Source organism: Metabacillus litoralis (assembly GCF_003667825.1).
GTDB lineage: Bacteria > Bacillota > Bacilli > Bacillales > Bacillaceae > Metabacillus > Metabacillus litoralis_B.
On sequence record NZ_CP033043.1, the window covers coordinates 2192099 to 2217326 of the forward strand.

General features: G+C 34.6%; 28 protein-coding genes and 1 other RNA gene. 8 read left to right on the forward strand and 21 right to left on the reverse strand.

Annotation, left to right across the window (positions count from 1 at the left end; translation table 11 throughout):
* Positions 1 to 46 precede the first annotated feature (46 nt).
* From D9842_RS10830 to D9842_RS10875, 10 genes are all read right to left on the reverse strand, one after another.
* Positions 47 to 1969: an ATP-dependent DNA helicase gene (locus D9842_RS10830; protein ID WP_121662543.1), complete on the reverse strand. Its 1923-nt coding sequence runs from the start codon at positions 1967 to 1969 to the stop codon at positions 47 to 49.
* Positions 1970 to 2118: 149 nt separating this feature from the next.
* Complete coding sequence (locus tag D9842_RS10835; RefSeq protein WP_121662544.1) at positions 2119 to 2319, reverse strand: hypothetical protein; 201 nt, start codon at positions 2317 to 2319, stop codon at positions 2119 to 2121.
* Between the two features lie 139 nt (positions 2320 to 2458).
* The gene (locus D9842_RS10840; protein ID WP_121662545.1) at positions 2459 to 2644 is read right to left on the reverse strand and encodes a hypothetical protein; all 186 of its coding nucleotides are present in this window, start codon (positions 2642 to 2644) and stop codon (positions 2459 to 2461) included.
* Between the two features lie 73 nt (positions 2645 to 2717).
* A complete protein-coding gene (locus D9842_RS10845; protein ID WP_121662546.1) occupies positions 2718 to 3860 on the reverse strand; it encodes a THUMP domain-containing class I SAM-dependent RNA methyltransferase in 1143 nt (380 codons plus the stop codon).
* Positions 3861 to 4029: 169 nt separating this feature from the next.
* Positions 4030 to 4419: RNase P RNA component class B (gene rnpB / locus D9842_RS10850), an RNA gene on the reverse strand.
* A gap of 69 nt (positions 4420 to 4488) precedes the next feature.
* The gene (gene gpsB, locus D9842_RS10855; protein WP_098796104.1) at positions 4489 to 4788 is read right to left on the reverse strand and encodes a cell division regulator GpsB; all 300 of its coding nucleotides are present in this window, start codon (positions 4786 to 4788) and stop codon (positions 4489 to 4491) included.
* A 103-nt stretch (positions 4789 to 4891) separates the two neighbouring features.
* Positions 4892 to 5452 (reverse strand): SLOG family protein, encoded by a 561-nt coding sequence (locus D9842_RS10860; protein WP_121662547.1) that lies wholly within the window; start codon positions 5450 to 5452, stop codon positions 4892 to 4894.
* A gap of 155 nt (positions 5453 to 5607) precedes the next feature.
* The gene (locus tag D9842_RS10865) at positions 5608 to 5877 is read right to left on the reverse strand and encodes a CotD family spore coat protein (RefSeq protein WP_098796106.1); all 270 of its coding nucleotides are present in this window, start codon (positions 5875 to 5877) and stop codon (positions 5608 to 5610) included.
* Between the two features lie 310 nt (positions 5878 to 6187).
* Positions 6188 to 7459 carry a ribonuclease H-like domain-containing protein gene (locus D9842_RS10870; RefSeq protein ID WP_121662548.1) on the reverse strand — a complete coding sequence of 424 codons (1272 nt, stop codon included), beginning with the start codon at positions 7457 to 7459 and terminating at the stop codon, positions 6188 to 6190.
* The gene (locus D9842_RS10875) at positions 7443 to 9734 is read right to left on the reverse strand and encodes a DEAD/DEAH box helicase (RefSeq protein WP_121662549.1); all 2292 of its coding nucleotides are present in this window, start codon (positions 9732 to 9734) and stop codon (positions 7443 to 7445) included. Before D9842_RS10875 ends, D9842_RS10870 begins: the two co-directional genes overlap by 17 nt.
* Positions 9735 to 9945: 211 nt before the next feature.
* On the opposite strand from D9842_RS10875, the gene D9842_RS10880 reads away from it, so the two are divergent.
* From D9842_RS10880 to D9842_RS10895, 4 genes are all read left to right on the forward strand, one after another.
* On the forward strand, positions 9946 to 10428 hold the full coding sequence (locus D9842_RS10880) for an Hsp20/alpha crystallin family protein (RefSeq protein WP_121662550.1): 483 nt from the start codon (positions 9946 to 9948) through the stop codon (positions 10426 to 10428).
* 263 nt (positions 10429 to 10691) lie between these two features.
* Positions 10692 to 10880 (forward strand): hypothetical protein, encoded by a 189-nt coding sequence (locus D9842_RS10885; protein WP_121662551.1) that lies wholly within the window; start codon positions 10692 to 10694, stop codon positions 10878 to 10880.
* A gap of 5 nt (positions 10881 to 10885) precedes the next feature.
* A complete protein-coding gene (locus D9842_RS10890) occupies positions 10886 to 11134 on the forward strand; it encodes a sigma-G-dependent sporulation-specific acid-soluble spore protein CsgA (RefSeq protein WP_121662552.1) in 249 nt (82 codons plus the stop codon).
* Between the two features lie 19 nt (positions 11135 to 11153).
* A complete protein-coding gene (locus D9842_RS10895) occupies positions 11154 to 11414 on the forward strand; it encodes an Acb2/Tad1 domain-containing protein (RefSeq protein ID WP_121662553.1) in 261 nt (86 codons plus the stop codon).
* Positions 11415 to 11584: 170 nt separating this feature from the next.
* Here D9842_RS10895 and D9842_RS10900 read toward each other — a convergent pair whose 3' ends face one another.
* Complete coding sequence (locus D9842_RS10900) at positions 11585 to 12028, reverse strand: YppG family protein (protein ID WP_121662554.1); 444 nt, start codon at positions 12026 to 12028, stop codon at positions 11585 to 11587.
* A gap of 171 nt (positions 12029 to 12199) precedes the next feature.
* Between D9842_RS10900 and D9842_RS25885 the strand changes: the two genes are divergently transcribed.
* Positions 12200 to 12364, forward strand: a complete 165-nt coding sequence (locus D9842_RS25885) for a hypothetical protein (RefSeq protein ID WP_162987402.1) — start codon at positions 12200 to 12202, stop codon at positions 12362 to 12364.
* 49 nt (positions 12365 to 12413) lie between these two features.
* On the opposite strand, the gene D9842_RS10905 is transcribed toward D9842_RS25885, so the two are convergent.
* Positions 12414 to 12788 (reverse strand): DUF1798 family protein, encoded by a 375-nt coding sequence (locus D9842_RS10905; RefSeq protein WP_162987403.1) that lies wholly within the window; start codon positions 12786 to 12788, stop codon positions 12414 to 12416.
* Between the two features lie 58 nt (positions 12789 to 12846).
* Positions 12847 to 13101, reverse strand: a complete 255-nt coding sequence (locus D9842_RS10910; protein ID WP_121662556.1) for a hypothetical protein — start codon at positions 13099 to 13101, stop codon at positions 12847 to 12849.
* A gap of 174 nt (positions 13102 to 13275) precedes the next feature.
* Between D9842_RS10910 and D9842_RS26120 the strand changes: the two genes are divergently transcribed.
* Positions 13276 to 13374, forward strand: a complete 99-nt coding sequence (locus D9842_RS26120; protein ID WP_218975609.1) for a spore protein — start codon at positions 13276 to 13278, stop codon at positions 13372 to 13374.
* 69 nt (positions 13375 to 13443) lie between these two features.
* On the opposite strand, the gene D9842_RS10915 is transcribed toward D9842_RS26120, so the two are convergent.
* Positions 13444 to 14400, reverse strand: a complete 957-nt coding sequence (locus D9842_RS10915) for a DUF2515 domain-containing protein (protein ID WP_121665032.1) — start codon at positions 14398 to 14400, stop codon at positions 13444 to 13446.
* Between the two features lie 168 nt (positions 14401 to 14568).
* Between D9842_RS10915 and recU the strand changes: the two genes are divergently transcribed.
* Together recU and D9842_RS10925 are read left to right on the forward strand one after the other, a co-directional pair.
* Positions 14569 to 15159 carry a Holliday junction resolvase RecU gene (gene recU, locus D9842_RS10920; RefSeq protein WP_121665033.1) on the forward strand — a complete coding sequence of 197 codons (591 nt, stop codon included), beginning with the start codon at positions 14569 to 14571 and terminating at the stop codon, positions 15157 to 15159.
* Between the two features lie 77 nt (positions 15160 to 15236).
* A complete protein-coding gene (locus D9842_RS10925) occupies positions 15237 to 17870 on the forward strand; it encodes a penicillin-binding protein 1A (RefSeq protein ID WP_121662557.1) in 2634 nt (877 codons plus the stop codon).
* Between the two features lie 92 nt (positions 17871 to 17962).
* Here D9842_RS10925 and D9842_RS10930 read toward each other — a convergent pair whose 3' ends face one another.
* The 7 genes from D9842_RS10930 to dinG form a co-directional block, all read right to left on the reverse strand.
* Positions 17963 to 18490, reverse strand: coding sequence for a YpoC family protein (locus tag D9842_RS10930; RefSeq protein WP_121662558.1), 528 nt, complete (start codon positions 18488 to 18490; stop codon positions 17963 to 17965).
* Positions 18480 to 19145: an endonuclease III gene (nth, locus tag D9842_RS10935; protein WP_121662559.1), complete on the reverse strand. Its 666-nt coding sequence runs from the start codon at positions 19143 to 19145 to the stop codon at positions 18480 to 18482. Before nth ends, D9842_RS10930 begins: the two co-directional genes overlap by 11 nt.
* A gap of 73 nt (positions 19146 to 19218) precedes the next feature.
* Positions 19219 to 19923, reverse strand: a complete 705-nt coding sequence (locus D9842_RS10940) for a DnaD domain-containing protein (protein ID WP_121662560.1) — start codon at positions 19921 to 19923, stop codon at positions 19219 to 19221.
* 168 nt (positions 19924 to 20091) lie between these two features.
* Positions 20092 to 21384, reverse strand: coding sequence for an asparagine--tRNA ligase (asnS, locus tag D9842_RS10945; protein ID WP_121662561.1), 1293 nt, complete (start codon positions 21382 to 21384; stop codon positions 20092 to 20094).
* 136 nt (positions 21385 to 21520) lie between these two features.
* Positions 21521 to 22027 carry a cell wall elongation regulator TseB-like domain-containing protein gene (locus D9842_RS10950; protein ID WP_121662562.1) on the reverse strand — a complete coding sequence of 169 codons (507 nt, stop codon included), beginning with the start codon at positions 22025 to 22027 and terminating at the stop codon, positions 21521 to 21523.
* Positions 22028 to 22040: 13 nt separating this feature from the next.
* The gene (locus D9842_RS10955; RefSeq protein ID WP_121662563.1) at positions 22041 to 22211 is read right to left on the reverse strand and encodes a YpmA family protein; all 171 of its coding nucleotides are present in this window, start codon (positions 22209 to 22211) and stop codon (positions 22041 to 22043) included.
* A gap of 183 nt (positions 22212 to 22394) precedes the next feature.
* Positions 22395 to 25223 (reverse strand): ATP-dependent DNA helicase DinG, encoded by a 2829-nt coding sequence (dinG, locus tag D9842_RS10960; RefSeq protein WP_121662564.1) that lies wholly within the window; start codon positions 25221 to 25223, stop codon positions 22395 to 22397.
* Positions 25224 to 25228 lie beyond the last annotated feature (5 nt).

Genomic DNA, 25228 nt, shown 5'->3' on the forward strand with positions numbered 1-25228 from the left:
GGTTATAGTTTTTACTTTAAGGATAGGGAGAAGCCGTAGCTTCCACCTATCCAAATGTTGGAGGAACAGGTAAAACTGATTTCATATGATCCAAAACATCCTGATCTTGATCATTATAAAATATTGTAATAGAGCCTTTATCCTCACTGGTTCGAATCAATCTACCAATTCCCTGTCTCAGCCTTAATATCATGTATGGAAGTTCAACTTCCTTATATGGATCTTGTTTATCTGATTTCTTCGCCTCAAAGACAGGATCGTCCGGAGGGTATGGTAACGACCAGATAATAACATTAGAGAGTGATGGGCCAGGAATGTCTAAACCTTCCCATAAATGAACAGCACACAATACAGAGTGTTCGTTTTGCTGAAACTCTTTCACTAAAGAACTGATTTCTTGATCACCTTCGAACAATAATGGATATGAAAAGCGATAATTAGTGATTCTTTCCTTGAACCATTTTATTTCTTTTTGAGATGTAAAGAGAACAAGGCCTCTGCCTTCTGTTTTATTCAATTCATCTAAAGTTTTTTCCAATTTTTTCTCAAGTTGATTTTCTTTCAACATTTGAATGTTCATTTGCTCATCATAATCAAAAGGAGAATCAACAGAAAGTGATAAATAATCGTGTACACCTATGCTGTTTGCTATAAAGTCAAATGATTTATTTTCAGATAATGTAGCTGAAGAAAAAACAATTGGCATTTTTTTAGAAAAGACTTTTTCTTTTAAGACTTCTTCTACTTTTTTAGGCATAATGACTAAAGTATATTCATCACCTTTCACTTCTACCCAACTAACTGCATTTGAGTTTCTATTATATAGTGATAATGAATATTCCATTTGATCAATAAACTCTTCGACAATTTTCAATTCATATTCTCCGATTGTGTACATCTCACCTTCAAATACTAGGGCTTCACTAATTTCGGATAACTTGGACTGTAATTGTTTAGAAGTTTTTTGCAGCTTTTCTTTTTGCTCAATTCGTAATCGATTGGAACCTTCAACAACACTTGTACACTGTTGTAAATCATCAAAAAACATATCATTTACAGCTAGTGCATCTTCTACTAAATAAGCTAATTCTTCGCGAATTTCATTTTGTAATAATCTCTCGAGAAAGATTTGTAATGTACTTTGCTTTACTCGATATGTTAATGCTTTTTGTGCAGCGTATTCTAGTAAATGACCTTCATCAAACACAATACTACTATAATCCGGTAGTAAAGGAATTTGACCTTCTCTTTTCCGGGAATCATACGTCCAAATATGTTCCATAAAATAGTCATGTGAACATACAATAAGATCAGTTGCTTTTCGATAATAATCACGAGACAATGTTAATCCACATCGATGTCTTTGCGAACAAGTAGAACAATCTTGAAAGGGATCCCAACCAACATTTTCCCATTCTTCATCTGAAAAATGACCAAATTCTTTTCGATCCCCGTAGGCTGAGAACTGTTGCATCCCCGCTTTTTCGTGAACGAAATCCGGCAGTGATTGATATAAATCCAGATACTTCTCTTCTCCAGTCCGTTGAATTACATTGTCCAATTTATTTAAGCATAAATATTGACTATGAGTTTTACTTAGCCTTACGTCCATATTCAATTCTAGATGCTTAGATAACTTCGCAATGTCACCTTCTTGTTTAACAAGCTGTTCAATTAATGTTTCATCTGCACATGCTATAATCGCCGGTTTACCTGTATATCTAGCATAAGATAGGGCATAAAGCAGGTAGACAATCGTTTTTCCAGTCCCAACACCAGCTTCAGCAAACATGACTTTCTTCTCTTGAAATGCTTTTTCAAGCTGAAAAGCCATGAAAATTTGTTCATCTCTTAACTCAAAACCTTGATCTGGAAGAATATCATAAAAAACATCTCCAATCCAATTATTCAAGGCTTGGTAAAAGCTCTCATCCTTTGATATGGTAAAAGGCAAACGTGATGTTACCATAAACGCTACCTCCACATTCAGTTTCAAATTTATCGCAAATAATAATTATCATATTATATGGGTAAAAAGTCAATTCATATAACTATAACAGTATGTAAAAAAGAGATAAAAAAAGAGGCAGCCACTATGGCTACACAATGTTCCACTTATTATAACTCTTTGTCAAAAAGCGATTCTATAATTAATTGATGATCAATCGATGTAGCAACCGAAAGAGCTCTCATCATATCTTCTTTCGCTTGCCCTAACTGCAAAATCGCATCTGAATAATCACTTACTTGGTTCTCCAGCGATTTTTCTGTTGAGAAAAGTGCCTTTGAAATTAACTCAAATTCTTGTTGGTCATACATTTCTTTTCCACCTCTCAAAATAACGAAATCTACTATTCAAGGGAACTTTATTAGATTTCACAATACTGAAAGGATTTATTCGTTTTCAAGTTGACCACAGTATTTGTAAACCTTAAAAAGGCAAAAAACGAAGAGCCTATTACTCTTCGTTTCCTACCTTTTTAAAACCCTGTTGAAGTAATTCATTCGTTAATTCATCATGATTTACAATATAATATGTACTACCTTCATCATTGGTAATAATAATTTCTGTCGGACTTGCGTCAACACGAGCTGCCTCTAAGTCAAAATACTTCTGACCAAGTTTATCTGAAATTGATGACAATTTGTCCACCTCCTTATTATCCCATTATATCAGGATCACCTATTCTTGAGTTATATCATTTTTCACATTTTTTCTAACCTTTTCGTGGTGGACGAACATTTGACCAATATTGATAAAAGTCTGTTTTAATGAAGCCATTAAAAAGCTTACGTTTTTTCGTTGCAGGTTTACCATAAAGCTGTTCAAAACCTTCATGAGAAGTAAGCATATATATGCTCCAAGTATCTAAAGATGCGAAAGCTTGTCCCATTTCTTTATACATTTGTTCCACTTCTCTTTTTTCTCCAAGTCGTTCTCCATAAGGAGGATTTCCAACGATAGCTCCAAACTCTTTTGTTGTTGTGAAATCTTTGACCTGCATTTGCTTAAACGAAATGATATCTGCAAACCCCGCTTCTTCAGCATTCCCCTGTGCAATGTTTACCATTCTATGGTCAATATCACTAGCTTGAATATCTAACGGCTGATCATAGTTAGCTTTATCCTCTACTTCTTGTCTTGCAAGATTCCATTTGTCTTTTCCGATCCAATCCCAAGCCTCAGAAACAAATTCCCTGTTAAATCCAGGTGCAATATTTTGTCCAATAAGAGCTGCTTCAATTGGTATTGTACCTGAACCACAAAACGGATCTACAAACGGACGGTCAGGTGTCCATCGTGTTAATAAGACAAGAGCAGCAGCAAGAGTTTCCTTTAATGGAGCGCCCCCTTGGTCAATGCGAAAGCCTCGTTTATGAAGTCCTGTACCACTAGCATCTATCGTGATGGTTGCAACATCTTTTAGCAGCGCAACTTCTACACGATAAAAAGGACCATCTTCGCTAAGCCAACCTTCTTTTTTATAGTGTAATTTTAACTTTTCTACGATTGCCTTTTTCACAATTCCTTGGCAATCTGGTACACTTGCTAATGTCGATTTAACTGATTTTCCGATAACAGGAAACTCTGCATTTTCCGGGAGATAATCTCCCCAATTCAATGCTTTGGTTTTTTCAAAAAGCTCATCAAATGTTTTTGCCTTAAACTCTCCGACCTTAATTTTAATTCGGTCAGCGGTTCTAAGCCATAAGTTCGAACGACAAATTGCTAATTCATCTGCCTCAAATGTAACCTTACCGTTCTCAACTGAACATTCATACCCTAAATCTTTTACTTCTTTACCCACAATCGCTTCAAGACCCATTGCTGATGTTGCAATAAGAGTTAATTTACTCATCTTTTGACACCCTACCTTATATCTATCTATTTAGTCGTTTAGTATAAACTCTACTATGTATATCCTGAACCATTTTATCCAATTATATCCAACAAAGTTTTGTAAATAAAAAGGGACTGATATCATCAGTCCCTGTTGTTTACTGTTGTTATACTGATTTCCAATAACGTTCGATAAGCCATGTTTTGTTCCATCGTACTTCAAACGGCATAAGCCTCGTACTCAGGTGGTAATCATCTATCTACAAAAGCCTATTGCTTTTGTCCTTCTCTTCGTTCAATTCCTCCAAGAAGGTGCCCCTACCATAATTTGGGTTTCTCGCTCGTGGGGTTTACCTCGTTCCACTCTTACGATTTCTCGCAAGACTCCGTCACTGTGGCACTTTCAAGGTATTCAAGCCATATCCAAAGGACTTAGGCTTTTTCCCTGCCGTCAACCAAGCAACCTTGGCTGCCCTAGCTTATGAATTCGCTAGGCACGAACACTACGGGCATCTCAGCACCGTGCGAGCATGGACTTTCCTCTACAATCCTAAAGACTGCAGCGATTACCTGAACGTTATTAACGAAACAGTAAACTCAGTATACCTAATATTTGAGGATAATACAAGTGGAAATAACTAGGAGATTTAATCGTATAGTTTACTTCCAAACACATGCTTTTCAAGGTTAGATAAACGTTTTAAAATATCGAAGTTTGTTGTATTTGTTTGTACTGGTGTTTGCTTCTTATATGTATCATCAAGCTGCTTTTTCAAACGCAAATTTTCTTGTTGTAGATCTTCATACTCTTGATGAAAGGTTTCATAATCTTTAATAACCAAATCCAAAAATTTATCAACTTCTTCTTGTTTATAACCTCGTACACCTGTTTTAAATTCTTTTTCTAATATTTCTTTCGCTGTCAATTTCATTTTATCTGAAAGCATATCTTCACCTCATTATAACGAAGTTATCAACTTATATTTTTTCAGAAATCCTGTTACTTGTCAATTTCAATTATATTTTCCTTAAAAAATCATATGTATTCTTTTACCAAAAATCTTGTTTTTTTGAATTTTCCTCTTCCACTATTGTTTGTAGTTCAGAGAAATCAATCATGTTTATTGTGTAGGTAGTAGTTTGTTGCTTTTTTCTGGCTGTTTCTAATAAATATTTAGGAGATCCTTCTTTTTCTTCATCATAAACTAGGAGTACTCCATCACTTTTATGGACAAGAAATTCATTTTTCTGGCGAAATTGAACAGGACTTTCATATTCTCTTTTTGTTATACTGTCAACAATATCTGCTTGTGAGAGAATAAACTCATAATATTCTCGATTGGCTTCATTCCACTTTGATTCTTGATTTAAAAAAGGAGTTAAAACAGCTAACTTGAGTTCAGAATATTGAAGTTGTAAATCAAACACAACTTCCGCAGCCCACAACTCTACACCCATTTGTCCACTGATGATCACCCATTCTAGTCCTTCCTCTACAAAGCCTTTTAACGTTTTTTCGATTGCCTTTTTAATATAAGCAACAGCTTGGTCGTCATTTTTAAAAATACCGAGTTCAAATGATTTGTAACCTGATATTGTTAAAACCTTCACTTTTATCACCTAATCATTATATAAATTAATACCTTTCATTATACTTATATTACAGGAAATGAATAAAAGATGTTATCGCCCCTATCTTGTAAAGATCAATCACTCGTTAATTACAGAAAAGGGAGCTGAATACAGCTCCCTATAGCTTCAAATGATTATCCAAAGAATGGACCAGGGCCAAATCCTGGACGTGGACGTGGACCAAAACCTGGTGTTGGACCATAAACATTAAAGTGTTGGTGTGATACCTCATTCTCAAAAGATTGAGTTTGAGGGAAATAATGTTGATGCTTATAGAATTCATGATTTACATTTGTTGTGTGTTGTGGATGAATGTGTGGTACGATTGTTTCAGAATAGCTATTATTTACACAGTGTTTTGTTGGGTGTACAATTGGTGCCATAACTTTTGGTTTGCAATGCATGTAGCATTTCTCCTTTCATCTTTTATCATGTCTTACACTTTTAACCTATGATGAAAGTTACCTACATGTACTAAGGCAAGCACCTAATTTTTATAGAAAAGTATAGAAACTGTCTTTAAAATTCGTAAAAATAACAATTGTTAAGACGATTACAATGAAAAATAAGTATAATACGCTTTTATACAAAGTTGCTCTTCTCCCTTGTTAAGAACTAATTACAATCACTTATTTTACATGGTTCTCCATAATCCTACAATTGTTATTTAATAATTCCGTTAAAATTCATATTTTTGTCAAAAAAATGGCGAAATTACTCAGTTTCTGCGCTTGCCCGGGGAATATTTTTAGAAAATTTCCTCTTTAAGCGATTTAGTCTGTTTAAGATGTCATTTTCATCGATAAACGACAGCGTTTCTTTACATTCTTTGAAAAGAATATACATTTCTTCAGTATATTTTGTTGCTTTTTGCAAGTCTTTTTCTTTATGTTCATAATACTTCGCAAGCTCTTCTAAAGCCTTTAATGCCACTTTTCCTTTTGATCCTTCTACAATTTCATTCCACAAGTTGATCGCCTGTTTCCATTCCTTTTGTTTTTTATAAAGGAGTGCTAGTGCATATTTTGCTTCTACATCTTGCTTTGTAGATTTTTCCATAAGACTTTTGTAAGCATCTAATGCTGAAGATTGATCACCTACATAATCTAACCATCGAGCAACTTCATAATGCTCGGAATCTGTAGCCTTATCATTTGTGCTCAATAGCTTATAAGATAAATGGATATATAATGTTATAAGAGAGAGCACATCTATTTCATTATGCCTTAAAACTCCCATAATAATTTCAGGCTTTTGCTGTTTTACAAACTCAAAATAAATCATTGGAGCTAAAAAGCCAGGAATATCATTTTCTCGGTAAATCCCAAGAATATCGTTTTCAACTTTGGCCAGTTTTACTGATTCGAGCTCTTTTTTCCAGAGCCTTCGTGCAGCATGAAATAGATCGAAGTGACCAAATGCAGGAAGTTTTGGTACTAACTCTCGAATTAAAGTATGGCGGGTTTTCACCTGAGGCCAATCAAAGGCTTTACCATTATAGGTGACAAGTGTTTTACTATTAATCCCCTCCAAAAAGCTTTGATAAAGTGCAACCTCATTACCTGGTTTTGGCAACAAATACTGTTTTATGACAACACGATCGTCCAGAACTTGAGCTTGTCCTAACAAAAAGATCGTGTTTCCCGCTCCTCCACCAAGTCCAGTTGTTTCAGTATCGAAGAAAAACAAATCGCTTGCCTGATGATCTTTAGAGGAAAGTGGATGCTTTAAATCGCTTTGATTCCACATAGATACAACATGTTGAAATTCTTTCAACTGATATTTACCATGTTGATAATCCAACGGATAGACAACCTCTCGAATGAAACAAGTTTGCCCATCATAATGAATGATTTTTGTGTTATGTTCATTCCATAATAATTCTTCTGGGTTATGTGATTCCTGTTTTACAGTTTCAGTTTCTAGTTCCGGTTCTTCTCGAATGACATGTTTTTTTAATCGATTCAACTTATTTTTTAACGACATTTGTTTCATCCTTTAATTTACTTAAAAGAAAATGGGTGTCTTTTTTTATAGATTCAGTAGAACTTTCAACACCTATACATGAAGGGCATCCAGCATAGCATGGACAAGTTTCTATTAATTTCATTGCTTCATTCAAAACATCTAATAATGTTTCATATATTTTTTTGGATAACCCTACCCCACCTGGATATCGATCATATAGAAAGATTGTTGGTTGATTATTATGAACAGCTTTAATTTGTGCAATCACATGCAAGTCACTTGGATCACACATTACTTTTAACGGTGCAACGTGCTGGAGAACATGTGCGGCTGAAACTAGAGCCTCCTCCAGCCTTTTTTCAGATAAATCGTCCACTATATTCGAATGAAGACTCATCCATGCTGAATTTGTATGAAGCTCTTCTTCTGGTAGATGAATAGGACCTGATCCAATATTTTCATGAGTATCAAATTTGATTTTTTTGAAAATTGTAGCCATAGCTTGAACCGTCACATCTCCATAACCATAGTCAACATCTTTCATATGTTTAAGCATATCTTCCTCAAGTACTTTTAATTGAACCGCAAGATTGGCATCCGTGAAATAATCCACATCAACTTCTCTTACAAATGCCTTCTTTTCCTCCCAATCAAGTTTTTCCACTTGAAATTGAACGCCTTGATGAAGATAAATTGCTTCATCATGCAGTAATGTCATTGCGCTAAATCGATCCATCTCTCCAATGACCTTCACGTTCGCTATATCAGATTGATCGATAATTATCACATTTTCTTGTGAAGCCGACCGAAGACTTATATTGTGGGCCGGGAATGAATCGTTCATCCAGTGATAGGTTTCATTATTATAGTAAAGCACTCTTTCTTCCGCTAAAAACTGCAGGATATCTTCTAACTCTAACCCATCGAACGTATCACCTTCTCTAAATGGAAGCTCAAAAGCTGCACACTTTAAATGATCTACAAGCACAACTAAATTATCAGGGTTTATGATGGCTGTTTCTGGATTTTGTTCAAAAAAGTATCGTGGATTTTGAATAATGTATTGATCAAGTGGACTGGAGCTAGCAACCATGATAATAACTGCTTCACCTTGCCTTCTTCCAGCTCTTCCGGCCTGTTGCCATGCACTTGCAATAGTTCCAGGATATCCTGTCATAATACAAACTTGTAAACTACCTATATCTACTCCTAATTCAAGAGCGTTGGTGCTAACAACACCTAAAATTTCGCCATCCCTTAGTCCTCTTTCAATTTCCCTCCGCTGTTTTGGTAAGTATCCCCCTCTATATCCGCGTATTGATTTTTTTGCTAGTTCATTTTTTATCAATTCTTTTAAATAAGTTAAGATGATCTCAACTCGCACACGACTGCGAGCAAATACGATTGTCTGAATCTTATTTTTAAGAAATTCTCCTGCTAATCTTCTAACCTCTAAGGTTGCACTTCTTCTAATATTAAGTGGCTTATTAACAATTGGAGGGTTATAAAAAATAAAATGCTTTTTACTGGCTGGGGCACCATTTTTTGAGATGAGCTCCATATTTGCTCCAGTTAGTGTTTCCGCTAATTCTTTTGGATTAGCGATTGTTGCAGATGTGCATATAAACTGCGGGTTACTTCCATAAAATTCACAAATTCTCTTAAGTCTTCTAATGACATTTGCTACATGACTGCCAAATATTCCTCGATAAATGTGAAGCTCGTCAATGACTATATATTTTAGATTTTCAAACAGTGAAACCCATTTAGTATGATGCGGTAAAATGGCTGAATGAAGCATATCTGGGTTTGTAATGACTATATGACCTGCTTTTCTTACCCTTTGACGGATTGCCGGTGAAGTATCTCCATCGTATGTATAAGAGTTCAATTGAACTCCCATTTCTTCGATGATTTCATTAATCTCAGATTTTTGATCTTGAGCCAGTGCTTTCGTAGGAAAAAGATATAATGCCCGACTATTTTCGTCTTTCAATATGTTTTGGATGACAGGCAAGTTATAGCATAATGTTTTTCCTGAAGCAGTTGGAGTAACAGCTACAAAGTTATGACCTCCACTTGCGAGTTTATAGGCTTCACCTTGATGTGTATACAATTGTGAAATTCCTCTGTTTTCTAATGCTAATTTTAAGCGGTGATCTAGGTCAACCGGCATATCAACAAGTTCCCCTTCTTTAGGAGGAATCGAATGCCAATGAACAATTTGATCTCTAAAATCGTCATTTGTTTTTAACACATTTAAAATCGTTTCTAATGATTTTCTAAATTCCATTTTTATTCACTACCTTCTAAAGTCTGTAGCTTCACTTCTATTTTAGCGAATAAACGTTCGGAATTAAAGTGGTATTGATTTGAAATTATATTTCTAGCTGTTTGCTAATTTTCTAACTTAAAAAAGGTAAATAATTACATTTTAAATATAACGTTTCTTATTCCCTTTTCATATAATACTCTGTCATCACATGTGGTAAGGAGGAGTATTGATGAGAAAGAAAAATGAATTAAATAGGAATAATGAAAATGAACAGCCTCTAGAACAGCTGGATTTTTTCCAAATTGTTGATCATTTTTTTCGATCGGAACCATTGAAGCAATTTATGAATGAGTTTGATTCTATGTTTGAGGGAGCTTTTCCGCATAAGGCTATTCACGTAAACACTTTTGAAACAGACAATAAATGTGTTATTGATTTAAAAATTCCTCCTGTTAAAAAGGAACAGATAAAGCTTGAGCTTTATGATCAATATTTAACAATTTCTATTACAAATCGTGAGGAAATTAAAGAATATAATGAACATGCTTCAACATTTAGAAATTATACATCGTTAGATAGTCTGTCTAAAACGATTCTCCTACCATACCCTGTTAAAGAACATGAAATAAAAACTACTTATAGAAATGGTTCATTACTTGTTACAATTCCTAAGAAAACAAAGCAAATTTTAATAGAAGATGATACAAAATAAGAACAAAGTTAAGGTCTTGATGACCTTAACTATTTTTGTGTGATTTACTTCCATACTTTGGATTCTCTTCTGGTGTTTGATCCTTTGCTAAATCCTTTGCTGATGCAGTAACTTCCGCTTTACTTCCACTTTTATTTTGCTTCACCTTTATCACCTCTCTTTTATGATGACTTAATTTTTAAAAGTTTACCCAAAGAAAAACCAAAAATTTACGAGAAATTATTAGTGTTGATTAGAAACAATAAGAGTGGAGGTGTTTACAAATGACGAAAAAAAATCAACAACTACCTGATTTTAAAGAATTAAATGATCGCATTATCGCCGAAGCAACGTCTTCTCCTTCCATTGTCATTAAAACTAATTTGGATCAAGAGGATGTGTCAATAGACAATCCATATTCAAATGAGAACACAGGTAACTCTGAAGAATTTAAAAACTTTTTTAAGGAATGATGAAAATGGATTTCACATTAGGATATTTGCGAGAAGCATTATCGAACTATGACAGAAGTTCAGTATGTCATAGAATTTATCAAAAGTTGGAAAAAGGTTCGTATGAGAGTGAAAAGGACTTCGTTTTAACACTTGAGGACGATGAAGTTCAATTCCTAAACAACATCCTACCTGATGAAATAAAATATGCGTTTGACGAACAGGACTTTATACGCGGAAATCAATTAAATGAGGTTTATGAACAGTTAATATAGAAGATCACTGGAGGCCCTTATGAACAGAAACAGCAATCATTACATCAACATTAAATTCCAAACAGGTGCCATTGACCGTGAAGGTGTAAATGGTTGCCAAGTTGAAGATGTTATTAGTGTTCTTGTTGACAAGCTTAAATCGCATCAAAATGGTGAATTTGCTTGTCCAGAAAACTCGATAGCCATTTCAAATCTTCAAACAGCAAATTATGCATTAAAAGTAAGAAAAGAAAGACTGGAAAATAACCATGGAGAAACTGAAATCCATGAAACCTTTTAGCACAAAAAAATATTCTAATACAAATGTTGAAGAGGTCAAGCGTCTAAATGCTCAGTCGGGTTTATCATATAATGAAGTTAAGCAGCTTCTAGCACAGCAATATCAGAAAGAGAACAAATGAACATAAGCAGAAAAGACCCAGTTTGTTCATAAAACTGGGTCTTTTTATATTATTTAAACATAGACGTTACCCCTTTAAAAAGCCCACCCATTTGATTGACAGCATTCATCATTTGTCCGGCTGTATCCATCATTTTGTTAAAATCTAATTGTCCGTCAGATTTTTTGAATTGTGAAAGAATATTTTGAAAACCTGATGGCTGATGCTGTTTAAAATGTGGCATTGGTTTGGGATACGGAGTTGGATATGGATTATTCATATATCCTCCGCCATTCATGCTTCCTCCGTATCCACCTCCATAGGGTTGATAAGATTGTTGAAAGCCTGGTTGAAACCCTTGAAAGTAAGGATTTGCTGACGGATTTGAATATGGATTACTGCTATATGAATTTTGGTAACCAGACATTTGCTGTCCATATGGTGGAAACGTTTGAAAATACTCATTATCTCTCCTCCGAGATCTCCTATTGAAATATGGATATTGTTGTTGCATCCATGGAACCTCCTCCCAGTTATTTCATCAAAAGTTATTACATCATATGATTCAAACGCCTATAAGGTGATAATTTCTAATACTATCCATTTCATCTTGAATATTGATCCATACATGAAGAGTTACAATTTTGCTCATATTAGAAATGAGACATTAAAGGAGGTTTTGACTTTGGCTAGAGGAAAACATTTTAATCATAAAGAAAAAGGACACGAGCCGACGATTCCAAAGCATGGTCAAGAAGTGGCTGGAAAAGAAACAGAACGTGTTGGTTATGATATTGAAATCGTTGGAACTGAAACGGAGCGTCCTGTTAGTATAAAAGTTGAGGAGTAAAAGGGCTTTTAACTAATAACAAATTCATTATAAACACAAAAGGACGTCCCTATTTGGAGGCGTCCTTTCTATCCATTTGCTCGATCATTCCGTTTAAAATATATTCAACAGAATGATGAAGGTTATGAAAACGCTGCTTATTAACGTCTTTGTAAAATGATTGAAGAACAACTTGTTCAATATTCTCCATTGCTGAGTCAATTTGAGTAAGATGAATATACTTAGGTTTATATTCTGAGACCCACTTGACGGCCAAAGGCTTCCATTCATTTGCTTTATTCATAACCAGTTCAAAATTTGGTTTAACATCGTCATAAAAATATTCTTCTGTTTTTTCAGGTTTTTCGTTTAATTGTTCAAATCGCTTTTTGCATTCCTCTAAATGCTGAAGAAGTTGTTGAGAGGATATTAATAGTAGTTCCAAAGCTTTCACCTCGAACTTATCATATCAAAACTCTCAGGATAAAGCACATAAGAACTCCTTATAAATTTGTCGCAATGATAGGGAATGGATAATGCTGATATTTATCATTTTTCAAAGGTGTCTCTTGATTGGTAGGGACTTTTGACATTACATTTGATAATTGACAATCAATCTGAACCGCTTGTTTCATCAAATCTTCTTCAATATTTTTAGATAAAATCCGGTTATCCAGCTCTTGTTCCAATTTCATTAGCTCTAGTTCTAACTCCTCTAACTTCTCTTCGATCACACTTTTTTCAATGATATTTTTCAATATTCTCCCTCCTCTTAAAGCTAATATTCGCTCTCATTCTCCCATACCCTTCACACCTGACAAAACTAGTTTTCATTCGGCAAAGAAAATGAAAAAATACAGTTTTCGACAACTTCCTGTGTGTTGAATGGAAATGATGGGTTTCGTGCAAAATAATAGTAGGAGGTGCTAATAATGGCTAAAAAACCGAAAGATAAACAACAAACTGCTCAAGAAAAAGCAAACATTCCTAGTGATAAAAAACTGGATGGACCGAATCGCCCTTCAACTTAAACGATCACAGGAAACCATCATTATCAAAATTACTTAAGGTAGCAAGGACAAAAGGTCCTTGCTCTTTTTTCATCCATTTCTCCAATATTCCTGCAAAACCGTAAATAGATGAAGTTGATCCTGTTTATGCTTAAACCAATCTGTTATCTCATAGTTTTTTGGTATTTTTCTTCTCTTAAACAAATGTTTTGTATTCTGACCATGAAACCAATCCTTTCTAAATCCGTCTAATGTATGAGGGATAATGGGATAAGCGGTTCGTAATAATGGTGTTTCTCGTTTTCTTTTATCAGCAAAGTACTTTTCATAATCATATCTGGAACCTGTATGTGGAACTGTTCTAGCAAAGTTTACAAAGTGTTGATACATTCCCGAATCAAATAAAAGCCATCCTAAACGTTTTCCTAATTCAATTCGGTTTGTTAGCTTTTCAAAGTTGTAAACAGAAAATCCAAATAACTTTCCTTGTAAAGTTGGGAAAATAACTGTACTAAAATGAAAAAGATCTTGAAATTTATAGGAGGCAGATTTGAAAACTAGTCGTCTGTATGTTTCGTTCATAATAACGGGATGATGAATCACATTTTGTTCATTAATGATTAAAGCAGTCATTAATCGATCTTTTTGACGCTCTTCCCAAAAAAGCCACCATTCTTTTTCCATAAATTTCGAAACCTGAAAATGTGATAAAAGGTGAAAAAGTGGTTTGTTTATTTTCTTTGATAATTGGTAAATAAGTAATTGAGGAAAAGCATCATAAAATATTGTCCAATTTGCTCTTTCATATGTCATAAAGAGCAGACTTCTTTTTTCTTGATTTAACGCTTTCCGAAACCATCTACCCTGTAGGTCTGTCATACTCCAACCTGCATTTCTGGAAACCATGCTAGCTAAAAACGACCACTTTATCTCAGGATGTTTAAAATAAAATTCTTCATATGCTTTGGTTCTGGAAATATTATCAATATTTTTTGTTTTTGTTATTTGTAAAATTTCTGAAACTAATTTTTGTTCATCAAGATCCATATTAATATTATTTGTTTTAGACTTATTAAACATTGGTACACCTCATATTACTAGCGTATCCTAAATAGCACAAAGTACACACATTAACAAAATTGAAACTTTTTAATCATTCCTTTTCAATTTTTTTTGGTATGATAAGAAGTAGTTTTGAGGAGGAGGTAAAATATGATTTTTCGTTATCCTAACGGAAAGCCCTATCAGCCTAAGAATACAACTAAGCAAAAGCAACAGCCTTCTATCGTATATAGCAACAGAGGTATGACTCTTGAAGAAGACTTAAATGAAACGAATAAATACTATTTAGAAAACCAATTAGCTGTCATACATAAAAAACCAACACCTGTTCAGATTGTAAACGTAGATTATCCACGACGAAGTGCAGCTGTTATAAAAGAAGCGTACTTTAAACAAAGCTCAACAACTGACTATAACGGAATTTATAGAGGAAAATATATAGATTTTGAAGCGAAGGAAACGAAGAACAAGACATCTTTTCCATTACAGAATTTTCATTCTCATCAAATTGAACATATGAAAAGTGTAATAAAGCAAAATGGAATTTGCTTTGTCATTTTATCCGCTTTTAATGATTATTATTACCTTGATGCAACGCATTTGTTGGTTTTTTGGGAGCGACAGGAAAATGGTGGTCGAAAGTCAATCACTATGGAGGAAATTAAAGAAAAAGGTCATATTATTCCTATTGGATATCAAGCAAGGATTGACTATCTTAAGATTATAGATAAACTATATTTTTAAGAAACTTTAAATTTAAACATAGTTGAATTGTAGCAAGAAGCTTTTTCGAAAAGCTTAAGATGAAAGGTTGGTATTACATGACTGAACAATATAAGAGTCGTGAAGAACGAAGAAAAAAGCAGACTCAAAAAAATACGAAGAAAAAAACAAAGAAAAAGAAACCAGGACTATGGAAGAAAATTTTATTAAGTCTTTTGGCAATAGGAATTGTTGGAATGGTTGCTGGAGGAATTACTTTTGCAGTCATTGTTTCGGATGCTCCCCCACTTGATGATAAAAAATTAAAAGATTCATTTTCATCAAAAATATATGATATGAATGGGGAGGAAATTACCGAGTTTGGTCAAGTAAAAAGAACCTATGTCCCATACGATGATATACCTAAAGTACTTGAAAATGCCGTTTTAGCAACAGAGGATGCACGTTTTTATGAGCACAGTGGTGTTGATTTTATTCGTATAGGTGGCGCGTTTGTTGCAAACGTTCAAGAAGGCTTTGGTGCCGAGGGTGGTAGTACAATTACGCAACAAGTAATCAAAAACTCTTTATTAACGAGAGATAAAACTGTTACCCGTAAAGTACAAGAATTATGGCTTGCCTTTCAATTAGAGCAAAAATATTCTAAACAAGAAATTCTTGAGATGTATCTTAACAAAATATACTTTCCTGGTAATATATACGGCGTAGCTCAAGCAGCTGAATCATTCTATGGAAAAGATTTAAATAAATTAGAGCTTCATGAAGCTGCGATGATTGCTGGGATTCCACAGAGTCCGAATAACTATAATCCGAGAACAAATCCTGAAAAAGCTGAAAAACGACGTAATATTGTTTTAACCTTAATGGCAAAACACGGATTTATTACAGAAGCTGAGGCTGAGGAAGCGAAGCAGGTTCCTGTCCAATCCACTGTGATTGAACCTACAGAAAAAGCAAATCCTTATCACGCCTTTGTAGAAGAAGTAATTGAAGAAGTAAAAGAAAAAACGGATCTTGATGCTGGTTCTGCAGGTTTGGAAATCTATACAACTCTTGATCCAAAAGCACAAGATGCGGTAGAAAATGTTTTAAACGGCGATGTTATGAACTTCCCTGATGATGAGCTTCAAGCAGGGATTACTCTTCTAGATACACAAACAGGAGAAATTCGCGCAATTGGTGGCGGACGCAATCAACCAGTTGGTGGCTATAATTATGCTACAGATACAAGACGTCAGCCTGGCTCTACAATTAAGCCTGTACTTGATTATGGACCAGTTATTGAAGATAAGAAATGGTCTACTTTCCATCAAATCGTCGATGAACCATATACTTATAGTGATGGAACAAAAATTAATAACTGGGATCGCTCCTACAAAGGAAAGATGTCAATCCGTCAAGCACTAGCCGATTCAAGAAATATTCCGGCTTTAAAAGCATTACAAGAAGTTGGGTTAGATAAAGCGAAGGAATTTGCAAAAGGCCTCGGCATTCCACTTGATGAGATTTATGAGCCTTATGCAATTGGAGGATTCAGAGATGGAGTTTCCCCTCTTCAAATGGCAGGTGCTTTTAGTGCATTCGGGAATAATGGAATTTATATTGAACCACATGCTGTTAAGAAAATTGTTTTAAGTGATGGAACTGAAATCAGCTTAGAACCTGAGCCTGAGGCAGCTATGAGTGATTATACAGCATTTATGGTCACAGATATGATGAAGTCTGTTGTTGAATATGGAACTGGTAAGTCTGTTCAAATATCAGGTGTAAATATTGCTGGAAAAACTGGAACAACTAACTTTAGTGAAGATGATAAAGCAAAATATAATGTGCCTTCTGGTGCAGCAAAGGATGCTTGGTTTGTAGGGTATAATCCTAATTACACAGCAGCAGTTTGGACCGGATACAATATATCAGCAGATAGCGAAAAGGTTTATTTAGATTCTAGTGATCAAAAACTAGCAAGAGCTATGTTTAGAGAGGTCTTTTTAGAAGTTGCTAAAGGTGATACTTCTGATTTTGAACAACCTAACAGTGTTGTTCGATTAGCAGTTGAAAAAGGCTCAGATGAAGTACTAGCAAGTGAGTATACCCCTTCTAATCAGATTGCTTATGAATATTTCGTTAAAGGCTTCGAACCTAAAAAAGTCTCTAAAAAATACGAAAAACTCAATAAGCCTTCTAATTTAAACATTAACTATGACCAGGTAACAAATTCAATAAGCATAAATTGGGGTTATAATGAAGATGCATTAGATGGTGTATCCTTTGAAGTAAGACAGTCTATTGACGGAGGAGCATATGAAGTTGTTAGTCAATCATCATCTACTTCATATCAAATTGCAGATGTTACACCAGGATCTACCTATGCTTTCCAAGTAGTTGCTGTTAGTGGCAATAATCGAAGTGATGCAGCTGCCACTCAACTACAAGTACCAGAGCCAAATGTTGACGTACCTGAGCTTCCAGGAGATGACGAGGAAGATCAGAACGAGGACGACCAACAAGAAGATGAAGATTCTGGAGAAGGTAATGGGAATGGCAACGGAAAGCAAAACGGGAATGGCAATGGCAATGGCAATGGCAATGGCAATGGTAACGGAAGTGGGAATGGGAATGGTAACGGAAACGATGGTGAGACGGAAGATGACACTGATCAGGATATTGAAGGGGAACAAACCAATCCTGATGTAGAAACAACGGTACCTCCTACTGAAGATACTGGACAATAGGTTAATTGATAATTACAAAAAAGAACCGTTCATTTTGATCGGTTCTTTTCTATATAATAAAAAGGAATTATCCGTTTTACCGCGAATAATTCCTAAAGTTTACTCATTGCAAGTGCCTTAAAAAAGGATTTTTCAAGTTCTTCAAAAAGTTGTTCTAACTGGACAAAGGCATGATATTGAAATGGGTTATCTACTATAAATTGAAGTCTCTCCTCACAATTTACCGGTTTAAATTGCATTGTATTTATACGCATTGAATTAACTATAATCGTTTGAACTGATCTTCTATTCACCCAATGTAAACCCACAATAAAAAGCGATATACATTTTAAAAGTGATTTCTTTTGCGAATCACTTCTATCTCGTTTCATAAATCCTTCCTTAGCTTTTAACATCATTTGTTTCCAAACATTAAGCAAAACCGGAACAAATTCTTCCGGATTATCCCAAGGTAAATTCTCTACATGCTGTGACTGTTGTATGGAAAGCATGTCAAAATAAAAAGGTTCTTGTAGTAAAGTTTTCTTTGTATCATTTTGTAGCTCGTAAAAATGTGTTTGGTTTTGAAAAAAAGGCTTACCTCGAAAAACATCAGGTATCATATACATGTTATTTGGCATGTTTAGCCTTCCCATTTCTCATTCTTTTTTGCCCTTCTCTACATAAGTGAAGCAGTGGACAACTTTCACATTGTGGAGATTGAGCTTTACAATGGTATCTTCCGAAGAAAATTAATCGATGGTGTGTATCTGACCATTCTTCTTTTGGAACTTTTTTCATTAAGGTCTTCTCTACTTCTAATACTGAATCCTTCCATCTGCAAATGCCAAGACGTTTACTTACCCTTTCTACATGGGTATCAACAGCAATTGCAGGAACACCAAATGCAACAGACATTACAACATTTGCTGTTTTTCTACCAACTCCAGCTAACTTCGTTAACTCTGTATGATCATTTGGAACTTCTCCATTATAATGTTCGAGCAATGTTTCACAAAGCTTACGAATATTCTTAGCTTTATTTCGATATAATCCAATTGACCTGATGTCTGACTGTAATTCCTCCAGCGAGACAGCTAAGTAATCCTCAGGTTTTTTATATTTTTGAAATAAATTTTTCGTAACTTTATTTACTAAAGCATCCGTACATTGAGCAGATAATGCTACAGCTATCACTAATTCAAAAGGATTGTCATGAATTAGTTCACAATGAGCATCAGGGAACATCTCTGTCATTGTATCTAGACACTCACGGATTTGAACTTTTGTTAACATCTTCTCACCTACTATTTAACATTCATTTTTTATTTATTAGTACACTAGAACATAAGAAAAAAGAGCTAAATTTTTAGCTCTCAAGCCAATTATAAAAAGGAACTTTTCTTTGATAATTTTCTGGATTACTTTGAGTTTTTGATGGCGTAGCCTGATTTTGACGGAACTTTTTAGCATAGTTTCTTGCTTGTTCAATTGTACGAATTCCGTTCTTCTTCCACTCAAAAAGAATCCGATCAATGTATCTAAAGTTCAATTTTCCTGACATAACAGATTCTCTTAATGCCGCTTTAATAATAACAGGGTCATAATCGTCTTGATCAATCCAAATAGCTAGAGTTTCACACTCAAATGGTGATAGTGGTCGCCCGAATTCATTCTCGAAAGTTGTATATAAACTCTCATCCTCTTTTTGGCTTTGTTCCTGAGTTTTTTTCTGGCTTTCATTACTTAAATATGTGTATAACTTATCCCATAGTGGTTTAAGCGAGTAATATTCAAATAAAATTGTGTCTTGTTCACTCTCTTCAATCATTAAGAAGCCTTTTTGTATTAATGTTCTTAAAATAGACGTACATTCAGATGTTGAAATTGACATATGCTGCGATAGTTCAGTTGGAGTAGGAAATTGGTTTCCGTTCTCCTTATATTTTTTTACTTGTAGGATGAGCATAAATTCAAGTTCATTTAAGCCCAATTTTGCATAATAATTAAAAAGCATAACCGGAATGGAAACATGTCCTGCTTCTTGGAGAAAGATGAATTGTTCTTTATTCATATTCACACCCCTTACCTTAGTGTAGTATACCATGCCAAGCTACTACATTGTATAAAATAACTTCGGTTGTTTTTGCCATATAAGGGAATCAACTACTTACACTATGTTTTTGTACCTGTTGGATAAGAATAAAAAAACCGACTCAACAGAGTCAGTTTTTTTACCTTCTTATGGATAAAGTCTGTTCAATAAACGAGGGAACGGAATTGTTTCACGAACATGTTCAACTCCACTTAACCATGCTACCGTTCTCTCAAGTCCTAAGCCAAATCCAGAATGTGGTACAGAACCATACTTTCTAAGTTGTAGATACCACTCATAAGCTTGTTCATCCAATTGATGCTCTTCTAAACGTTGTTTAAGCAACTGCTCATCATGAATTCGCTCAGAACCACCAATGATCTCACCATAGCCCTCTGGTGCAATTAAATCAGCACAGAGCACAACGTCTTCTCGGCTAGGATCCGGTTGCATATAAAAAGGTTTTAAGCTTGTTGGATAATGTGTAATAAAGACAGGTTTATCAAAGCTCTCTGCAATTGCTGTTTCATGTGGAGCACCAAAATCGTCTCCCCATTTAATATCTGTAAATCCTTTATCTTGAAGAAACTTGATTGCATCATCATACGTAATTCTTGGGAAAGGCGCCTTTATTTTTTCTAATTTAGATGTATCTCTACCTAATGTAGTTAGTTCAAGTGAACAATTTTCTAAGACACTTTGGGTAATATATGATACATACGATTCTTGTACTTGAAGATTATCTTCAAATTCATAAAAAGCCATTTCAGGCTCAATCATCCAAAATTCTATAAGATGGCGGCGTGTTTTTGACTTTTCTGCTCGGAACGTAGGACCAAACGAAAATACCTTCCCTAACGCCATAGCTGCTGCTTCCATGTATAATTGGCCACTTTGAGATAAATAGGCATCCTCATCAAAGTATTTTGTATGAAATAATTCAGATGTTCCTTCCGGTGCACTTCCAGTTAAAATTGGCGGATCAACTTTAACAAAACCTTCTTTATTAAAAAACTCATATGTTGATCTAATGATTTCGTTTCTAATTTTCATTACTGCATGCTGACGTTTAGAACGAAGCCATAAATGGCGGTGATCCATTAAAAATTCAGTTCCATGCTCTTTTGGTGTTATAGGATAATCAACAGATTCAGAAATAACGCGAATATTCGTAACCCCTAATTCATAACCAAAGGGAGAACGTTCATCTACCTTAACGATTCCAGATACATAAAGAGATGTTTCTTGAGTAATAGACTTTGCATTTTGGAAAACCTCTTCTGCAACCTCAGCCTTTACTACAACTCCTTGGATAAAGCCTGTACCATCTCTTAATTGAAGAAAAGCAATCTTTCCACTTGAGCGTTTATTTGAAAGCCATGCTCCTATTGTTACTTCTTGTCCAACATATTTTCCAACTTCTGCAATTGTTGTTTTCACGTATAAATTCCCTCCATCAGCTGCGATGTCTACTTTTTATGTATTTTCTTCATCATATAATTATACGTTTTTTATAATATGGTCGCAATGTTTCCAAAATAAGCCGAAACTTTCCGATTATTTCTACACCTTTTTATTAAGATGAAGTTTTTGTTTTTAATGCCATATGTTTAATAATTTCACCATCATAAAAATTCACATAATCAAATGTATATCGATCAGATTTGTCTTTGTATTTCACTTCCCAAATAGGTATTTCTTCATCCATACCTAACCGAACACTTATGATTTCTACTGGGCTGTATTCCTTATTAACCTTTTTAAGTGCTTCATCCTTTGTAATTCCAGAAGACTGTTTTTTCACTAACATTTTATCTTCTTTATCCTTTTTGTACACCCAGACGTATACACTCTCATTTTTTGTTTTTTCTCCTGTTAATACATGATATTGTTTATCACTATTAAAAGTCTTAATTTCCGTTATAGTCGAAAGATTTGCTGATTCCATAGCTATTTTCTTCGATTGCTCATGACCATTCGTGTATTGTTCTCTTGCAGCCTGATATGTTGCTGTAAAAATCCATACAGCTGCAATAAACAAAATTGAGAAGACGGCAATGAATGTCCAAGTTTTTCTACCCATATCGTAACCCTTTCTAAGTACGGTATATAGTAAATACTGCTTTTGATTTATCTTCCTGATCAAGAGCAAGACCAAACATTAAATCATCTCTTTTTAATGTTCTGTTCAGCAAGTCAACGATTTTATATAAATCATCAGAATGATCTACAGTTACGGTTGATACAATTTCAATTTTACTTTCCATAGCTTTTTTCCTCCCACTTAAAAACAAATATTGTAACTTATATGTCTGCCTAGTCTGGATACAATAACATTACAACAACATCTATTTGTTGTAACCACGATTTATTATAACAGGTGTCATTAAGTAACGTGAAAATAAATTTCTCCTAGCTCACACCAAATCTTCGTGGCTGATTCAGTATAATCAGCCACCCTTTTTGTTACTAATCCAATCATCAATAGAATGTGTAAGATGATGCATTGGTTTTGACACTATATCGATAGATGGAATTGACGCTAAAAAATCTTTTCCATATCTTGACGTAATAATGCGATTGTCTAATACAAACAGAATACCACGATCATCTTCATGCCTAATTAAGCGCCCGAACCCCTGTTTAAATCTTAGGATAGCCTCTGGAAGTGAATAATCGTAAAATGAGTTCGCACCCTGTTCTTCCATGTATTCACTTGTGGCAGCCACGATAGGGTCATCCGGAGAAGCAAATGGAAGTCGAACAATCATAAGAGCCTTTAGGTCTTCTCCTGGGAAATCAACGCCTTCCCAAAAGCTGCTTGTCCCCAACAAAATGGCCTTATCAAATTGTTTGAAATTTTTCGTAAGTCTAGATCTACTTCCACTTCCTGTTCCTTGCCCCATTATGGCAAAATCCTCTAATGTCACATCTTCTTTAACAATTTGATACGTTTTTCTCAACATTTCATAAGAAGTAAATAAAACGAGCATTTTTCCATTTGAAATTTGAGCTACGGTCCCAATATGTGCTGCAATCGCCTCTGAGTATTCTTCGATAGAAACCTCATTTACTACAGGCATATCAGTTGGTACAAACAATTTCACTTGTTTTTCATAGTCAAACGATGAATCTAATACAACCTGCTTCGGGAAAAAATCAGCTAGTCCAATATTATGAATGAAATAGGAGAAAGATTTTTTTACTGTTAAAGTGGCAGAAGTAAGCACTGCACTTTGTACGTGAGCAAAGAACTTATCTGCTAAGTATTCAGAAACCTGTACAGGTTGAGCGTAAATATAAACGGCATTTTTAGCACCTTTTGACTCAATTTCAATCCATTTAACAATCGAATCATATTCCTCAAAAAATAAGAATTCAATATTTTTCTTATACACATTCATTTTTACGATTACTTTTCTCATGTTTTCAATCGTTAGCTTCTCTGTAATCGATAATTCATTTGTTGAAATTTTATCAAATTTTGCAAGTTCTGTTTCCATTAACTTCAAAAGATCATGGATCATAAATTGAATTCTGTTTGCCAACTCTAGGATTGAGTTCCATGTTCGATTATTCTCTTTTTCAGATTGAAGTCGATAGGAGGTACGATTTAAAAAGGAATCTTTTTTTCTTTTTAGAACATAGGCGTGAAGACCTGAAAAAAATTGTTGTGTTTCTTCTTGTAGCTCCATTAAGATCTTCTCTAGTTTTTGTGAAAAAGTAGAGCTTTCAAGATGAAACTTTTGCTGACATTGAATAAATTTCTTTAAAAGGCCATTTGTATGCAAAAAACCTAGTGAGTTCATCATGTAGTTAAGCTCTAAATAGTGTAATTTTATACCAAGTTGTTCAGTAGCAACATGCTGAAAATGGTGTGCTTCATCAACTATGACTTCCTGATAATCAGGCAAGATTTTTTGTTCTCTCTCAACATCAGATAAAAGCATAGCATGATTAGTTATGATAATATTCGCTTCTGATGCTTTTTTCCTTGCTTTTTGATAGAAACATATCGAGGAAAACGGGTTATTATGAAAGGAAGAATTATCTACATGGAGATTCTCCCATAAAGTCCTTCCCCCAGATGGAAGGTTTAACTCGTCTACATCACCAGTTTCTGTTTGTGTTAACCAAATCAATATTTGGGCCTTCGCCAATATAAAGTCATAATTATCATCTAAGTCTTTTAGTGATTGTTCAAACTTCTGCAAACATAAATAATGGCGCTGCCCTTTTAAAATCGTTGCTGTAAAAGGAAACGGTAAAACCTTCTGTAAAAAAGGAATTTCTTTTTCAAGTATTTGAGTTTGTAAATGATTCGTATGTGTGCTGACGATTAACGGTCTTTTCTCTTTTATTGAGTGTATTAAAGCTGGTACAAGATATCCAATTGTTTTTCCACTTCCGGTACCAGCTTCAATCATACTGTGCTGATGAGTAGAAAATGCGTCCAACACTTCATTCATCATTTTTAGCTGCCCTGATCGTACATGATAGGTTGGTAATACTTTTGTAATGCTTTCCCGTCCATTCATAAAAATATTAAGTATGGTATCGGGCTCTAATTCAACGCTTTTCCCCTCAGGCTCTATCGTGTCATTTTGCTTTTTGATTGCAAGTGTACGAACAATTTCTACGTCAGGATTTCCTTGTTCCCTTAACGTTATAAGTTTCTTAGATAGTAATTCTTCAAGTATTTCCTCTGCATCACTTATAAAAGAGCCTGCCAGTTTTATTAGCTGTTGTAGAGTGATAATTGGTAAGTCATTTAACTTTTTAAAAATATGTAGTAATAATAAAGCTGTTGCTTCTGCATCACTATCAGCTCGATGTGGATTAACATGAAGCATATTAAATTCGTCACTTAAATCGGATAATTTATAGCTTTTTTCAGTCGGGAAAGCCATTCTCGTTAATTCCACTGTATCTAGAATTGGCCCTGAAAAATAATAACCATAACTTTTAAACTCCTCTTGTAAAAAAGACAAATCAAAATAGACGTTATGAGCGACAAAAAAAGCATCCGTTAACATGTTATGTAGTTCTTCGGCAATTTCACCAAACGTAGGAGCATCTTCCACCATATGATTTGAAATTCCTGTTAGCTGTTCAATAAAAGGTGGTATTTCTTGCATAGGATTAACAAAGCTCATATATCGATCAACAATTTCCCCATTCTCAATTGTCACAGCAGCAACTTGAATGATTTTGTCCCCTTTTTTGGGTGAATTACCAGTTGTTTCTATATCGATCACAACATAACGTTGTTCTTTCATAAATA

Excerpts from the sequence above, each read along its gene's own strand:
- D9842_RS10870 (WP_121662548.1), bottom strand. The coding sequence starts at position 7,459 with ATGTCGTTAAAAAATAAGTTGAATCGATTAAAAAAACATGTCATTCGA.
- D9842_RS10880 (WP_121662550.1), top strand. The coding sequence starts at position 9,946 with ATGAGAAAGAAAAATGAATTAAATAGGAATAATGAAAATGAACAGCCT.
- D9842_RS10930 (WP_121662558.1), bottom strand. The coding sequence starts at position 18,490 with ATGCCAAATAACATGTATATGATACCTGATGTTTTTCGAGGTAAGCCT.
- nth (WP_121662559.1), bottom strand. The coding sequence starts at position 19,145 with ATGTTAACAAAAGTTCAAATCCGTGAGTGTCTAGATACAATGACAGAG.
- D9842_RS10955 (WP_121662563.1), bottom strand. The coding sequence starts at position 22,211 with ATGGAAAGTAAAATTGAAATTGTATCAACCGTAACTGTAGATCATTCT.
- gpsB (WP_098796104.1), bottom strand. The coding sequence starts at position 4,788 with ATGCTTTCAGATAAAATGAAATTGACAGCGAAAGAAATATTAGAAAAA.
- D9842_RS10845 (WP_121662546.1), bottom strand. The coding sequence starts at position 3,860 with ATGAGTAAATTAACTCTTATTGCAACATCAGCAATGGGTCTTGAAGCG.
- D9842_RS10875 (WP_121662549.1), bottom strand. The coding sequence starts at position 9,734 with ATGGAATTTAGAAAATCATTAGAAACGATTTTAAATGTGTTAAAAACA.
- dinG (WP_121662564.1), bottom strand. The coding sequence starts at position 25,223 with ATGAAAGAACAACGTTATGTTGTGATCGATATAGAAACAACTGGTAAT.
- D9842_RS10900 (WP_121662554.1), bottom strand. The coding sequence starts at position 12,028 with ATGCAACAACAATATCCATATTTCAATAGGAGATCTCGGAGGAGAGAT.
- D9842_RS10865 (WP_098796106.1), bottom strand. The coding sequence starts at position 5,877 with ATGCATTGCAAACCAAAAGTTATGGCACCAATTGTACACCCAACAAAA.
- D9842_RS10890 (WP_121662552.1), top strand. The coding sequence starts at position 10,886 with ATGGATTTCACATTAGGATATTTGCGAGAAGCATTATCGAACTATGAC.
- D9842_RS10830 (WP_121662543.1), bottom strand. The coding sequence starts at position 1,969 with ATGGTAACATCACGTTTGCCTTTTACCATATCAAAGGATGAGAGCTTT.
- D9842_RS10950 (WP_121662562.1), bottom strand. The coding sequence starts at position 22,027 with ATGGGTAGAAAAACTTGGACATTCATTGCCGTCTTCTCAATTTTGTTT.
- D9842_RS10895 (WP_121662553.1), top strand. The coding sequence starts at position 11,154 with ATGAACAGAAACAGCAATCATTACATCAACATTAAATTCCAAACAGGT.
- D9842_RS26120 (WP_218975609.1), top strand. The coding sequence starts at position 13,276 with ATGGCTAAAAAACCGAAAGATAAACAACAAACTGCTCAAGAAAAAGCA.
- D9842_RS10915 (WP_121665032.1), bottom strand. The coding sequence starts at position 14,400 with ATGGATCTTGATGAACAAAAATTAGTTTCAGAAATTTTACAAATAACA.
- D9842_RS10835 (WP_121662544.1), bottom strand. The coding sequence starts at position 2,319 with ATGTATGACCAACAAGAATTTGAGTTAATTTCAAAGGCACTTTTCTCA.
- D9842_RS10940 (WP_121662560.1), bottom strand. The coding sequence starts at position 19,923 with ATGAATAAAGAACAATTCATCTTTCTCCAAGAAGCAGGACATGTTTCC.
- D9842_RS10925 (WP_121662557.1), top strand. The coding sequence starts at position 15,237 with ATGACTGAACAATATAAGAGTCGTGAAGAACGAAGAAAAAAGCAGACT.
- D9842_RS10885 (WP_121662551.1), top strand. The coding sequence starts at position 10,692 with ATGACGAAAAAAAATCAACAACTACCTGATTTTAAAGAATTAAATGAT.